The following is a 13,954-nucleotide window of genomic DNA, read 5'->3' as shown; positions in this document are numbered from 1 at the left end:
ACCATGTCACGCACAAGCCTGACTTTGTTCGATTCCGCACTGATCGGCCCCGCCGTCGTCGATGCGTTCAAAAAACTCGACCCCCGCACGCAGTGGCGCAGCCCCGTGATGTTCGTCGTCTACGTAGGCAGCATCATCACGACCTTGCTGGCCATCCAGGCCCTGAATGGCCAGGGCGAAGCGCCATTCGGCTTCATCGTCGCCGTCGCCGTGTGGCTGTGGTTTACCGTGCTGTTCGCGAATTTCGCCGAAGCGCTGGCCGAAGGCCGCAGCAAGGCGCAAGCCGCGTCCCTGCGCGCCCTCAAGCAAACGGTGATGGCAAAGAAAATGCAGACGCCGAAATACGGCACTTCCTGGCTGCCCACGCCGGCCACCGACCTGCGCAAGGGCATGACGGTGCTGGTGGAGGCGGGTGACGTCATTCCCGCCGACGGCGAAGTGACGGCCGGCGTGGCCTCCGTCGACGAGAGCGCCATCACGGGTGAATCGGCGCCCGTCATCCGCGAATCGGGCGGCGATTTTTCCGCCGTCACGGGCGGTACCCGCGTGCTGTCGGACTGGCTGCTGGTGCGCGTTTCCGTCAATCCTGGCGAAGCCTTCATCGACCGCATGATCGCCATGGTCGAAGGCGCCAAGCGCCAGAAGACGCCGAACGAGATCGCCCTGACGATTCTTCTTGTCGCCCTGTCGATCGTGTTCCTGATCGTCACCGTGACTTTACTGCCGTATTCGCTGTTTTCCGTGGCGGCGGCCGGCAGTGGCACGCCGGTGACCATCACCGTGCTGATCGCGCTGCTCGTGTGCCTGATTCCGACCACCATCGGCGGCCTGTTGTCCGCCATCGGCGTGGCCGGCATGAGCCGCATGATGCAGGCCAATGTGATCGCCACGTCGGGCCGCGCCGTGGAAGCGGCCGGCGACGTGGACGTGCTGCTGCTCGATAAAACGGGCACCATCACCCTGGGCAACCGCCAGGCTTCCAGCTTTGTGCCGGCGCCAGGCGTGACGGAGCAGCAGCTGGCCGATGCGGCGCAGCTGGCATCGCTGGCCGATGAAACGCCGGAAGGGCGCAGCATCGTCGTGCTGGCCAAGCAGAAGTTCAATATCCGCGAACGCGAGATGGCCAGCCTGCACGCCACCTTCGTGCCCTTCACGGCGCAAACGCGCATGAGCGGCGTGGATATCGCGGGCGAACAGCAGGTACGCCAGCTGCGCAAGGGCGCGGCCGACTCCATGAAGAAGTACGTGGAAGCGCTGGGCCAGCCGTATCCGACCGAGGTGGGGCGCGCCGTCGACGACATCGCCCGCCGCGGCAGCACGCCGCTGGTGGTGGTTGACGATGGCCGCGTCATGGGCGCCGTGGAGCTGAAGGATATCGTCAAGGGCGGCATCAAGGAGCGCTTCGCGGAATTGCGACGCATGGGCATCAAGACCGTCATGATCACGGGCGACAACAAGCTGACGGCAGCGGCGATTGCCGCCGAAGCGGGCGTGGACGATTTCCTCGCCGAAGCGACGCCGGAAGACAAGCTGAAACTCATCCGCAGCTACCAGGCCGAAGGCCGCCTGGTGGCGATGACGGGCGATGGCACCAACGATGCGCCGGCGCTGGCCCAGGCCGACGTGGCAGTGGCCATGAACTCGGGCACGCAGGCGGCAAAAGAAGCGGGCAATATGGTGGACCTGGATTCGAATCCCACCAAGCTGCTGGAAATCGTTGAAATCGGCAAGCAGATGCTGATGACGCGCGGTTCGCTGACGACGTTCTCGATCTCAAACGACATCGCCAAGTACTTCGCCATCATCCCGGCCGCCTTCGTGGGCACCTATCCGCAATTGAAGGCGCTCGACATCATGCACCTGGCCAGCCCGGCCTCGGCCATCATGTCGGCCGTGATCTTCAATGCATTGATCATCGTCGTGCTGATTCCGCTGGCGCTGAAAGGCGTGCAATACCGGGCCATCGGCGCGGCCAGCCTGTTGCGCCGCAACCTGCTGATCTACGGCCTGGGCGGCATCGTCCTGCCCTTCATCGGCATCAAGCTGATCGACATGCTGCTGTCCGCACTCAATTTAGTCTAAAGGAACCGTCATGAACACTATCGTACGTCCCGCCCTGGTCCTGTTTGCCGCGCTGACCGTGATCTGCGGCGTCGTCTATCCGTTTGCCACGGCCGGCATCGGGCAGCTGGCTTTCAACGATGAAGTCAACGGCAGCATCGTCGAGCGTGGTGGCAAGCTTGTCGGCTCGACCCTGATCGGCCAGTCCTTCACCTCGCCCAAGTATTTCTGGGGCCGCCCATCGGCTACCGCGCCGATGGCGAACAACGGTGCCGGTTCGGGCGGCTCGAACCAGGGGCCGACCAATCCGGCTCTGGTGGACGCAGTCAAGGCGCGCATCGCCGCCCTGCAGGCTGCCGATCCGGGCAACCGCAACCCGATCCCCGTCGACCTGGTGACGGCGTCGAGCAGCGGCCTGGATCCGGAAATCAGCCTGGCGGGCGCCCTGTACCAGGCGCCGCGCGTGGCCCGCGTGCGCGCCATGCCGCTGGCGCAGGTGGAAAACGCCATCGCCAAGGTGCAGAAAACTGCGTATATCGGCTTTTTCGGCGAACCACGCGTGAATGTGCTGGAACTGAATCTGGCGCTGGATGCCATGGCAAAGTAAGCTGACAAAGGTTGGTTGGCCGGCGTAGGTCGGCGTAGGTCGGCTTAGCGCAGCGTAAGCCGACATCACCACCGGCCAGGCCAACGATGTCGTCGGATTACGTGCTAGCGCGCTAATCCGACCTACAATGCCCAGGAAGATTAAAATACAACATGCTCCCCAACGACAGCCAACGCCCCGACCCTGATGCCCTGCTGGCGCAAGTGCAGGCACAGGAAAAGAAAGCCGCGCGCGGCCGGCTGCGCATCTATTTTGGCGCCTCGGCCGGCGTCGGCAAGACCTATGCGATGCTGGCGGCCGCACGCAAATTGCTGGCCGATGGCCAGGACTTGCTGGTGGGGGTGGTGGAGACGCATGGGCGCCAGGATACGGCGGCCCAGCTTGACGGCTTGCCCGTGCTTTCCCTGAAGGCCATCGAGTACCGGGGCAAGACCCTGTTCGAGTTCGACCTGGACGAAGCGCTGCGGCGCGCGCCGGCGCTGATACTGATGGATGAACTGGCCCACTCGAACGTGGCCGGTTCGCGCCATCCGAAACGCTGGCAGGATGTCGAGGAATTGCTGGCGGCCGGCATCGACGTGCTGTCGACCGTCAACGTGCAGCACCTGGAAAGCCTGAACGACGTGGTGGGCGGGATCACGGGCGTGCGCGTGGCGGAGACTTTGCCCGACACGGTATTCGACCGCGCCGATGAGGTGGTGCTGGTCGATATCCCGGCCGATGAACTGCTGCGCCGCCTGAAGCAGGGCAAGGTGTATCAGCCGCTGCAAGCCGAGCGGGCATCGCAGCATTTTTTCCGCAAGGGTAACCTGATCGCCTTGCGCGAACTGGCCTTGCGCCGCACGGCGGACCGGGTGCAGGACGACGTGCAGGCTTACCGCGTCGAGAAATCCATCAATCCCGTGTGGAAGACGGGCGCCGCGCTGCTCGCCTGCGTGGGACCGCACGCGGGTGGCGAGCACGTGATCCGCAGCACGGCGCGCCTGGCCAGCCAGCTGAATGCGGAATGGCATGCGCTGTACGTGGAAACACCGCGTTTGCAGCGCCTGCCGGCGGTCCAGCGCGAGCGCATCCTGAAAACCCTGAAACTGGCGCAGGACCTGGGCGCGCGCACGGCCATTGTGCCGTCCGCCGACATCGCCGGCGCCGTGGTCGAGTATGCGCGCAACGCGAATATCTCGAAAGTCATCGTGGGCCGTGGCCGCGCCGGCACGCTGACGCGCCTGTGGCACACGCCGCCAGCCGCGCGCATGGCCAGCCTGGCACCCGATATCGATTTGATCGAGGTGGGCTTGCCGCCTGCCGATGCGGCGCCCCGGCGCGCGGCCGGCGAAGATGCGGAGGCGCCGCGCCGGCCCCCGCGCCATTGGCGCTACATATTGGCCGCCGGCGCCAGCCTGGCCACGGCGCTCGCCTCCGTCCCCCTGCAGCCCTATCTTGACCTGGCCAATATCGCCATGCTGTCCTTGCTGACGGTGGTGCTGGTAGCCGTGCGCCTGGGGCGCGGGCCGGCGGCATTGGCCAGCCTGGTGGGCGTGGCCTGCTTCGATTTCGTCTTCGTGCCACCGCGCTTCTCGTTTGCCGTGGGCGATTTCCAGTATGTGATCACCTTTGGCGTGATGCTGGCCGTGGGCCTGATCACGGGCCACCTGACGGCGGGCCTGCGCTTCCAGGCGCGCGTGGCCTCGCACCGCGAAGCGCGCGCCCGCGCCCTGTATGAATTCTCGCGCGAGCTGTCTGGCGTGCTGCAGACGGAGCAGATTTTCGACATCACGAAAAGCGCCATCGAACGGGCTTTCCGCGCGCGCGCCACCCTGCTGCTGCCCGATGACGAGGGCGGCTTGCAGGCCCCGAACGGCGGCGAGGCGCTCGATATCGGCATTGCGCAGTGGGCCTTCGACCATGCGCAGGCGGCGGGGACGGGGACCGATACCTTGCCGGCTTCGCCCGTTTTCTACCTGCCGCTGATCGCGCCGATGCGCACGCGGGGCGTGCTGGCGCTGCTGCCGCTCGATGGCGCGCAGCGCGGGCGCTGGCTGCTGGTGCCGGAACAGCGCCAGCACCTCGATACCTTTGCCGCGCTGGCGGCCATCGCCCTCGAACGCGTGCACTATATCGACGTGGCCCAGGGCGCGCTGCTGCAGATGGAGTCCGAGCGGCTGCGCAATTCGCTGCTGGCGGCCCTGTCGCACGACTTGCGCACGCCATTGACGTCGCTGGTTGGCCTGGCCGAATCGCTGGCCCTGTCGCGGCCCGCCTTGTCGCCCGCGCAGCTGGACATGGCGCGCTCGCTGCAGTCCGAAACCGTGCGCATGAGCGCCCTGGTGGCGAACTTGCTGGACATGGCGCGCATCGAGAGCGGACAGGTGCGCCTGAACCTGCAATGGCAGGCGCTGGAAGAAGTGGTGGGCAGCGCGCTGCGCGCCAGCGGTCCGCAATTGCAGCAGCATGCCGTGCAGACGCAGCTGGCGCCGGACTTGCCGCTGGTGCGCTACGATGCCGTGCTGGTCGAGCGCGTACTGTGCAACCTGCTGGAAAATGCGGCCAAGTACACGCCGCCGGGCAGCACCATCACGGTCGCGGCCGGGGTGCATGGCCAGTTCCTGCAGGTGGCGGTGTCTGATGATGGCCCGGGTTTGCCGCCGGGCCGAGAAGAAGCCATCTTTGAAAAATTTACGCGCGGCGAGCGCGAGTCGAACAAGCCGGGCGTCGGGCTGGGGCTGGCCATTTGCCGCGCCATCGTCGAAGCCCATGGCGGCACCATCCACGCGCAGCCGCACGCGCCGGGACAGGGCGCCGCCATCGTCTTCAGCCTGCCGCTGGGCACGCCCCCGGCGCCGCCGGAGACCGAGCTCGATGACGCCAACGACCATGAAACAGGAAAACCAACATGAACGAACCTTCCGCCACCGCCTTGCTGGTCGAGGATGAACCGCAAATCCGCCGCTTTGTGCGTGCCGCGCTGGAAGACGAGGGCTGGCAGATTTTCGAATCCGCCACCATGCAGCGGGGCCTGATCGATGCCGGCACGCGCCGGCCCGACCTGATCGTACTGGACCTGGGGCTGCCCGACGGTGACGGCATCGATTTCATCGCCGACATCCGCAAATGGTCGGCCGTGCCCATCATCGTGCTGTCGGCGCGGGTCGACGAGCAGGACAAGATCCGCGCGCTGGACGCGGGCGCCGACGATTATCTGACCAAGCCGTTCGGCGTGGGCGAATTGCTGGCCCGTGTGCGCGCCACCTTGCGCCGCCAGCGCCAGCCCGCCGCCAGCGACGATGGCGTGGTGCAGTTCGGCGACGTGCGGGTCGACCTGAAGGACCGGCTGGTGACGCGCAACAAGCAGCTGGTGCACATGACGCCGACGGAATTCCGTTTGCTGTCGGTGCTCGTGAAGAACGCGGGCAGGGTGGTCACCAATCCGCAGCTGTTGCGCGAAGTGTGGGGGCCGTCGAACAGTGAAAACGGCCATTACCTGCGCATCTACATGGGGCATCTGCGCCAGAAGCTGGAAGCCGATCCTGCCCAGCCGCAGTACCTGTTGACGGAAACGGCCGTCGGCTACCGGCTGCTGCTGCCGCTCTAATACCTGTCAATCCCCTGTTGGAAAACAGGCGCCGCGCGCGCCAGGGGGACGCTTTACCCAAAATTTTTGCAGCGGCGGGCCAGCTGCGCCATGTTGGCAAAGGCCCATACCACCAATGAAGAAGAAAAAACCATGAATAAAATGTTACTTGCACTTGCCGTCGCCACAGCCTTTACGGGCAGCCTGGCCCACGCGGAAGAGGCCAAGCCCGATAATGAAGTCAGCTTCAACGTGGCCGGCGTGTCCGACTACCGTTATCGCGGCATTTCGCAGACGCGTTTGAAACCCGCGCTGCAGGGCGGCGCCGACTATGTCAACAATCCGACGGGCCTGTACGCGGGCGCCTGGGCCTCCACCATCAAGTGGACCAAGGACGCGGGCGGCAGCGGCGACGTGGAAGTGGACCTGTATGCGGGCAAGCGCGGCCAGTTGACCAGCGACGTTGGCTATGACGTGGGCGTGCTGGCGTACGTGTATGCGGACAACGGCTTGAAGCATATCGCCGGCCTGGCCGATGCGGACACGCAGGAAGTCTACGGCCAGCTGTCGTATGGTCCCGCCTACGTCAAATATTCGCACGCCGTCTCGAACCTGTTCGGCATCGTCAACAGCAAGAACAGCGGCTACCTGGACATCGGCGCCACCATCGACCTGACGAACGGCTGGACCGGCAACCTGCATGCGGGCCATCAGAAGGTCAAAAACAACGACGCGGCTAGCTATACGGACTGGAAAGTGGGCGTCACGCGCGACTTCGGTTTAGTGACGGGCGCGCTGGCCGTGATCGGCACGAACGCGGACAAGTCCGCCTATGCCTCGCCCGTGAATGGCAAATTCATGGGCAAGACGGCGCTGCAGCTGACCGTCAGCAAGACGTTTTAATTGACAGGGAGGAGAGGCGGCGCATGCGCCGCCTTTTTTTACGTGATGCGCCAGGCTAGGCCGGCAGGTTGAAAACGGCGCAGTACAGCTGTCCCAGGCTGACTACGCGGGCGGCGGGAATCTGCGCGGCCAGGGCATGGGCGGGTGCAGCCTGCGTGTCCGTTGCCAGCAGGACGCGCAGGCCCGGATTGACGCTGCGCGCGTGCGCGATGCGGCGCGCCAAACCTGATTGCGCGGCGGCGTCGACGACACCGTCGAGCGGCACCACCAGTACGCGCGCGGCGATCAGGGCCGAACGGCTGCCCATGGAGTCGCGGCCTTCGCTGTCGATGACGATGTCATGGTAGCAGTGCACTAGGTGTTCCAGCTCCGGTTGCAAGCCCTTGGCGCTGATGGCGCGCGCCATCAGGCGCGGCCGCGTCAGGCTGCCGTGTATGGCGCCGTCGTGCATGTTCCTGGCTTGCGCCATGGCGCCCTGGCGCGGATCGGCATCGAGCAGCAATACCTTGCGTCCGGCCAGCGCGCGCGAGGCGGCCAGCCGCCCGGCCAGGATGGATTTCTCCATCCCCCCGCGTTCATCCGTGATGGCGATGATCATCTTGGCGTACGGCTGGCATGATGTTGGCAGGGGAGACCAGCTGCAGCAGACAGCCTTCGCGCGGCTCTTCCCTGTCGCTGGCCGTCCATGCCGGCAGCTGCATCAATGGATCGAGTGCCGCGGCCAGGGCGGCCTGGCCGGCGGAAGACATGGGCGTCATCGGCAGGCGCAATGCATCGCGCACCTTGCCCTGCATGGCCAGCGCCGCCTTGACGGGAGCGGGATTCGGTTCGGCAAACAGCAGGCGGATGACGGGCAACATGGTCTTGAACAGCGCGCCGGCGGCGCCGTGGCGGCCCTGTTTGACGAGGTGGTACAGCTGCGCATACAGGTCGGGGCGCACTTGGGCGGCGGCCGACATGGCGCCGTGGCCGCCCATGGACAGGCTGGCCAGCAGCAGCGCATCGTCGCCGCACAAGACGTCCAGGCGCGTGTCGAGCAGCAGTTCGCCCAGCTGCTGCAGCTTGCCGCCCGCTTCCTTGATGGCGACGAAGTGCGAGTCGCGCGCCAGCAGGGCCGCCGTCTGCGGTTCGATGTTGACGCCCGTGCGTGCCGGCACGTTGTACAGCACGATGGACTGGTCGGTGGTGGCGGCGATGGCCTGGAAATGGCGCACGATGCCATCCTGCGAAGGGCGCACATAGGCGGGTGCGGAGATGAGCAGGCCGGCCAGCGGATGGTCGTTGTAGCGCTGCACCGTGGCGACGACGCTGCGCGTATCGCTGCCGCCGATCCCTATCACGACGGGGAAGCAGGGGCCGACGGCTTCGAGCACGCTGTCGAGCAGCATGGTCTGTTCTGCGGCGCTCAGCATGGCCGCTTCACCCGTGGTGCCGCACACCACCAGGCCGTCGATGCCGCTGGCGGCCAGATCGCACGCGAGCTGCTGCGCCGCGTCGAAGTCGATTTCGCCATCGCCGTCACGGAATGGCGTGACCATCGGCACCCAGATGCCCTGGAAGTGCGCGGTGATGCGCGATGAAGACATCGCCTGTTCGCAGGCATACTGGTTCATAGCGATTTCCCCTGGCTGATACGGCCAAATTCCGCCGCCGGCAGCAGGCGCATGACGGCATCCATGGTCAGGCGCAGGGCCGGTTCCGTCACGCACAGCCAGACTTTCATGCGTTCGGCATGGTCGACTGCCTCGACGCGCATGAATGACAGCATGCCGCCGCAGGTCTTGACGACCAGCTGGCGCAGCTCGGCCAGGCAGGCTTTGTCGACCGTGATGTGCATGAGGAAGGTGGGCAGGCGGGGATGGCGGTGGGGCAGTGCTTGATGCGCTTGATGCGTTTGCAGGCGTGAATGGGGTTCCATGGTGGCTTTGCAGCGGTGGTTGAGGTACGTTCAAGATTAGCAGCGGGGGCGTAAAGATTCTCTAAAAAGCGGGGCCGCCAGCGTAAACGGGCCGTATGCGTTGAGCGTGTTGCGTGGATGCCCCGTGCGTATGCTTTTGTTACAAAATTGAATCGTGCTTTCGGGGGCAGGGGTTTATATTGAAAACGTCTCCGCTTTCAGTCAGCCCCGCCATGTCAGACGAAAAAGATCCCCAGCTTCCTCCTTTCACCGATCCCGCAGCGCCAGCATCACCGCCGTCGCGGCCTGACCGGGTGGGCCGCCGGGCACCCGATGATGAGCACCGTGCGCGCGACGCGGCGCCCCGCTACCTGAAGGACAACGATACGCCGCTGGCGCTGGCCTGGCGGGTGATCTCGTCGCGCTACCGCTCCATGCGCGACAAGGCCAGCCGCGATTTCATGCGGCGCACCCTGCGCATCGGCATCTCGGCACGCATTTTCCACCCCGAGCCGGGTGCCACTGGCCTGCGCAGCAAGAACCTGCAATACCTGGAAGAGTCGATCGCCCAGTGGGTCATGTCGCGCGACGTGCTGGTCTTCATGATCCCGACGGTCAATACCAGCGGCCAGCTACACCCGAGTAATATCACCTTGCGCCACTATGCGCGCCACCTGGACGGCCTGGTGCTGCAGGGCGGCGCCGACGTCTCGCCGCAGACGTATTCCGAGGCAGCCACGCGGCCCGAATGGAACGGCGACCGCGCGCGCGACCTGTACGAACTGGAACTGCTGCACGAATTCGTCGATGCGGGCAAACCCGTGCTGGGCATCTGCCGCGGCTGCCAACTCATCAACGTGGGCTTTGGCGGCACCCTGTACCAGGACATCGCCTCGGATGTGGAAGGCGCCACCTCGCACGTCAACGATCTGTATGACCGTCACCGTCACAGCATCGTCTTCCCGAAAGGCTCGTCGCTGGCGGGCATGTTCCCGAAGGCGGGCGAGGCGCTCGTCAATTCCATCCACCACCAGTCGGTCAAGGACCTGGGACGCGACATCACCGTGGAAGCGTATTCGCAAGGGGACAATATCGTCGAAGCCATCCGCTACCAGCGGGCGCGCTTCGTCATGGGCTTGCAATGGCATCCGGAATTCCATTCGGCGGGCGGCGTCGAGCTGCTCGATTGCACGCCCATCCTCGATAACTTTTTGCGCGCGGCGCGGGAGACGCGTTTTTGAGTACGCACCTGATCCGCCGGCGCACTGTGCTGGCGGCACTGCTGGCGTTGCCCCTGGCGGGCTTGCGCGCGGCGCCGCGCCCGCATGAGGGGCCGCTGGCGTTTGCGCTGACGTCCGCCGCGCGCGCCCGCACGCTCAAGGCGCGGGTGGCGCCGGCCATTGCCGAACAGGTGGTCAAGGCGGCACGCAAGGATGCGGCGCGGCCCGAGCACCTGATGGCCGAAGTGCGCACGGGCGGCTTGCTGAAGGGAGAGGGCGGACGCGAGACCAGCCAGCAGGCGCAGGAAGACTGGCGCCAGGCGCGCTTGCAGGCGCTGGCCTGGCGGCTGTCGGGCGAGATGGCGCATTTCGAGGCGGCGCGCCAGCTGCTGCTGGCCTGGAGCGGCAGCTATCAGCCCTCGTTCAGCCCCGTCGACGAGACGGAGCTGGCCAGCCTGCTGATGGGCTATGACCTGGTACAGGAACGCTTGAACGGCGTCGAGCGCGAGCAGGTGCAGGCGTTTTGCCGCACCCTGGCGCACGGGTATTTGAGTGATCCCATCAAGGTGGGCGGCCCGTCCACGGCGCGCAACAACTGGCACAGCCACCGCATCAAGATCGGCACGGCCGCCGCGTATGTCACGGGCGACGCCTTGCTGATCGCGCGGGCGAAGGAACGCTTCCTGGCGCACGTGCCGCGCAATATCGGCGCCGGCGGCGTACCCTTCGACTTCGAGCAGCGCGACGCCCTGCATTACACCACCTACAGCCTGGAGCCGCTGCTGACGACAGCGCTGATGGCGCAGGCGCATGGCGACGACTGGTATGGCGCGCCGGAAGCGCGGCGCCTGGCCGAGGCGCTGGCCTGGCTGGCGCCCTATGCGCAGGGCAGAAAGACGCACGAGGAGTTCGCGAAAAGCGCCGTGCCCTTCGACCGCAAGCGCGTGGCGGCCGGTGAAAAGGGCTTTACGGGGAATTGGGAGCCGAAGGGCGCCGCCAATGTGTACCTGCTGGCGGCGCGCTTCGATCCCGCTTGCCTGTCGCTGGCGCTGGAGTTGCGCCCGCCAGCCTGGGCGCTGGCGCTGTACGGAAGCTGATTAAAACTTCGTGCGCACGGTGAACATCACATTGCGCGGTTCGCCGTAGAAGCCCGTCTGGAACAGACCCAGTCCCGTCAGGTACTTCTTGTCCAGCAGGTTGTTCACGTTGAGGCTGGCCGTGACGTTCTTGCTGATCTCGTAGCGGGCCAACAGGTTGACCAGCGCGTAGCCGCCCTGCTTGATGCGCGAATAGTCCTCGATGGCGGGATTCCAGATATTGCCTTCGTAGCTGCTTTGCCAGTTGACGCCGCCACCGACTGTCAGCTTGTCCAGGCTGGCCGGCAGGCGCCACGTGCCTTGCACGCGGACCAGGTGGGCAGGCTGCGTCGTTTGCAGCATGGTGGAAAACACATCCTTGCCATCCGCGTCGCGCACGTGGGTGTAGGTGTAGCCGGCGCTCAGCTTCACATCCTTGGCCACTTCGCCCGTCACTTCCATTTCCACGCCGCGGCTGGTGACGCCGTCGATGGCTTTATACGCTTCTTCGCCGTTGACTTCGCCCACGGAACTGGCCACGTTGCTTTGACGGATCTGGAACAGGGACGCGCTGGCATTGACCTTGCCGTCGAGGTACTCCGCCTTCACACCCGCTTCCACGCCCTTGCCGCGCACGGGCGACAGGAAGTTGCGGTTGATGTCGCGGTTGCTCTGCGGCGCGAAGATGCTCGTGTAGCTGCCGAACACGGAATAGGTCTTGTCGAGGTCATACACGACACCCGCATACGGCGTGATGACGTTGTTTTCCTCGATACGCGAGGTGATGCGCGCGGTGCCGGCATCGAAGAAAGTGCGGTCCTGTTCCTGCTTGTAGTTGCTGACGCGCGCGCCGACGATGACGGACAGCGCATCGACGGGATGCAGGCGCACGGCGCCATACAAGCCGCTCTGGCGCGTGCTGTCGTTGTCGTCGCCCAGGCGCTTGAATGCCGGTTCCGCATACTGGCCGCGCCAGTCGAAATAGCTGCCTTCCACGGGAGGGTAGACCGATTCGTAGACGGGACCATCCTGCTTTGCCGTCGAACTGGAATAGCCGATCATCGCTTCATGCCGGCGGCCAAATGCCGTGAATGGACCGCTGGCATCCACGTTGACGGTGGTCTGGCGGCGGTCGCCCTTGTATTTGCCCATGAAGAAATACGTGCCTGCGCCCGTGACAGGCGCGGGATTGCCGCCGCTGGCCGAACCGAGCACGCTGTCATGCTTGCTGCGCAGCTGGTTGGCGCTCAATTTCACTTTCCATTCGTTGGCGAACGTATGTTCCAGCGAGGTAAACAGCGTGGTGTTCTGCATGTCGCGGCGGCTCCAGTCCGTGGCCGGGTTCCACGAGGTGGGGAAATCCGTGCGGGTGCCATCGGAAAGCAGGACGGGGAAGCCTGTCCAGGTCGAGCCGCGCGGCTTGTAATCCTGGTGCGTGAAGCCTGCCGTGAGCAGGGTGACGGGTGTCAGGTCCGCCTCGATGATGCCGTAGGCGACGGATTTCTGCTGCGTGTAGCGGTCCAGGTAGGAATGCTTGTCCTGGTAGGCGCCCACCAGGCGGCCGCGCACCGTGCGGCTGGCATTGAGCGGGCCGGAGACATCGGCTTCGCCGCGGTAGTTGTCCCACGATCCCGCGCCCAGGGTGGCCGAACCTTCGAAGCTGGCGGTGGGGCGCTTGCGCACCATGTTGACGGTGGCCGACGGGTCGCCCGAGCCGCTCATCAGGCCCGTCGCGCCCTTCAGCACCTCGATGCGGTCATAGATGGCCATGTCGCTGTTCGTCGTGCCCCAGTCGTAGACGCCGTCATAGATGGCCGACACGCCGTCGTACTGGAAATTGGTGACGGCAAAGCCGCGAGCCTGGAAGCTCCAGCGGTCGCTGTCGTAGTTTTGCACGCTCACGCCATTGACGTTTTTCATGACGTCGGAGACCGCGTTGCTGTTCTGGTCATCCATCTGCTGGCGCGTGACGATGGTCAGCGACTGCGGCGTTTCGCGTTGCGTCAACGCCAGTCCCGTGGCGCCGCTGGCGGGGCCGCCCGTATAGCTGCCAGTGCCGCTGGTGGCGGCGCTGCGCTCGGCGGCCGCTACCACCGTGACGCCGCTCATGATGGCCACGCCGCGGCTATCCGCCGAAGGGGCGCCGGCGCTGGCGGGGATTTTCTGCAGCAGGTAGCCGCCGTTCGATTGCGGTACTGCTTGCAGGCCGCTGCCCGCCAGCAGCACGCTGAAACCCTCCTGCAGGCTGTAGCTGCCTTGCAGGCCGGCGCTGCGCAAGCCTTGCGTGGCCTCGCTGGAGAACGACAATAAAATGGCGCTGTCGCTGCCAAAGCGCGTCAGCACGTCGCCCAGCGCGCCGGCCGGAATGCTGTAGGCGCGTACTTGCCGGGTTTGCGCCTGGGCCGATGCCGGCAGGGCCAGGGCCATGCCGATTTGCGACAGGGCGCAGGCCAGGACGGTGCGGGTAAGGAGGGAACGCGAAGCGTGGTGCATGGAATAAAACCTTTCGTGGATGCGCAAGATGGAGACTGCCTATCTAAGTAACCCTCAATAAGTTATTGTGTTTTTTGACTTGCATAGCCGGCGCTGTGCGGTGTTGCCCGCAGCTAGCAGTGCTCGCAC

11 protein-coding genes are annotated in these 13,954 nt (G+C 65.4%); 7 read left to right on the top strand and 4 right to left on the bottom strand.

From position 1 onward, the window contains the following. The first annotated feature begins 3 nt into the window (after positions 1 to 3). The 5 genes from kdpB to CSQ92_RS17245 all read left to right on the top strand — a co-directional run bounded on the left by kdpB (position 4) and on the right by CSQ92_RS17245 (position 7,139). Positions 4 to 2,082: a potassium-transporting ATPase subunit KdpB gene (gene kdpB, locus CSQ92_RS17265; protein WP_099394881.1), complete on the top strand. Its 2,079-nt coding sequence runs from the start codon at positions 4 to 6 to the stop codon at positions 2,080 to 2,082. Between the two features lie 10 nt (positions 2,083 to 2,092). After that, positions 2,093 to 2,668 (top strand): potassium-transporting ATPase subunit KdpC, encoded by a 576-nt coding sequence (gene kdpC, locus CSQ92_RS17260; protein WP_099394880.1) that lies wholly within the window; start codon positions 2,093 to 2,095, stop codon positions 2,666 to 2,668. Between the two features lie 152 nt (positions 2,669 to 2,820). Next, entirely contained in the window at positions 2,821 to 5,562 is a 2,742-nt protein-coding gene (locus tag CSQ92_RS17255; protein ID WP_099394879.1) for a DUF4118 domain-containing protein, read from the top strand. Next, positions 5,559 to 6,257, top strand: coding sequence for a two-component system response regulator KdpE (gene kdpE / locus CSQ92_RS17250; protein ID WP_034746496.1), 699 nt, complete (start codon positions 5,559 to 5,561; stop codon positions 6,255 to 6,257). Before CSQ92_RS17255 ends, kdpE begins: the two co-directional genes overlap by 4 nt. Positions 6,258 to 6,389: 132 nt before the next feature. Beyond that, positions 6,390 to 7,139 carry a TorF family putative porin gene (locus CSQ92_RS17245; protein ID WP_099395090.1) on the top strand — a complete coding sequence of 250 codons (750 nt, stop codon included), beginning with the start codon at positions 6,390 to 6,392 and terminating at the stop codon, positions 7,137 to 7,139. Between the two features lie 55 nt (positions 7,140 to 7,194). On the opposite strand, the gene CSQ92_RS17240 is transcribed toward CSQ92_RS17245, so the two are convergent. Genes CSQ92_RS17240 through CSQ92_RS17230 form a run of 3 tightly spaced genes read right to left on the bottom strand, consistent with a single transcriptional unit; the run spans position 7,195 to position 9,057 of the window. Next, the gene (locus CSQ92_RS17240; RefSeq protein ID WP_099394878.1) at positions 7,195 to 7,737 is read right to left on the bottom strand and encodes a ParA family protein; all 543 of its coding nucleotides are present in this window, start codon (positions 7,735 to 7,737) and stop codon (positions 7,195 to 7,197) included. Further along, positions 7,715 to 8,752, bottom strand: a complete 1,038-nt coding sequence (gene dapA / locus CSQ92_RS17235; protein WP_099394877.1) for a 4-hydroxy-tetrahydrodipicolinate synthase — start codon at positions 8,750 to 8,752, stop codon at positions 7,715 to 7,717. The genes CSQ92_RS17240 and dapA overlap by 23 nt, the downstream gene beginning before the upstream one ends. Further along, entirely contained in the window at positions 8,749 to 9,057 is a 309-nt protein-coding gene (locus CSQ92_RS17230; protein ID WP_225317423.1) for a hypothetical protein, read from the bottom strand. Before CSQ92_RS17230 ends, dapA begins: the two co-directional genes overlap by 4 nt. 212 nt (positions 9,058 to 9,269) lie before the next feature. Here CSQ92_RS17230 and CSQ92_RS17225 point away from each other — a divergent pair, with 212 nt between their 5' ends. Next, the gene (locus tag CSQ92_RS17225) at positions 9,270 to 10,277 is read left to right on the top strand and encodes a gamma-glutamyl-gamma-aminobutyrate hydrolase family protein (RefSeq protein WP_176376516.1); all 1,008 of its coding nucleotides are present in this window, start codon (positions 9,270 to 9,272) and stop codon (positions 10,275 to 10,277) included. After that, positions 10,274 to 11,353 (top strand): alginate lyase family protein, encoded by a 1,080-nt coding sequence (locus CSQ92_RS17220; RefSeq protein WP_099394876.1) that lies wholly within the window; start codon positions 10,274 to 10,276, stop codon positions 11,351 to 11,353. Before CSQ92_RS17225 ends, CSQ92_RS17220 begins: the two co-directional genes overlap by 4 nt. Here CSQ92_RS17220 and CSQ92_RS17215 read toward each other — a convergent pair whose 3' ends face one another. After that, the gene (locus CSQ92_RS17215) at positions 11,354 to 13,825 is read right to left on the bottom strand and encodes a TonB-dependent siderophore receptor (RefSeq protein WP_143450381.1); all 2,472 of its coding nucleotides are present in this window, start codon (positions 13,823 to 13,825) and stop codon (positions 11,354 to 11,356) included. Positions 13,826 to 13,954: the final 129 nt, after the last annotated feature.

Source organism: Janthinobacterium sp. BJB446, assembly GCF_002735655.1.
Taxonomy (GTDB): domain Bacteria; phylum Pseudomonadota; class Gammaproteobacteria; order Burkholderiales; family Burkholderiaceae_D; genus Janthinobacterium; species Janthinobacterium lividum.
This window is presented reverse-complemented; position numbering and strand designations above follow the sequence as displayed.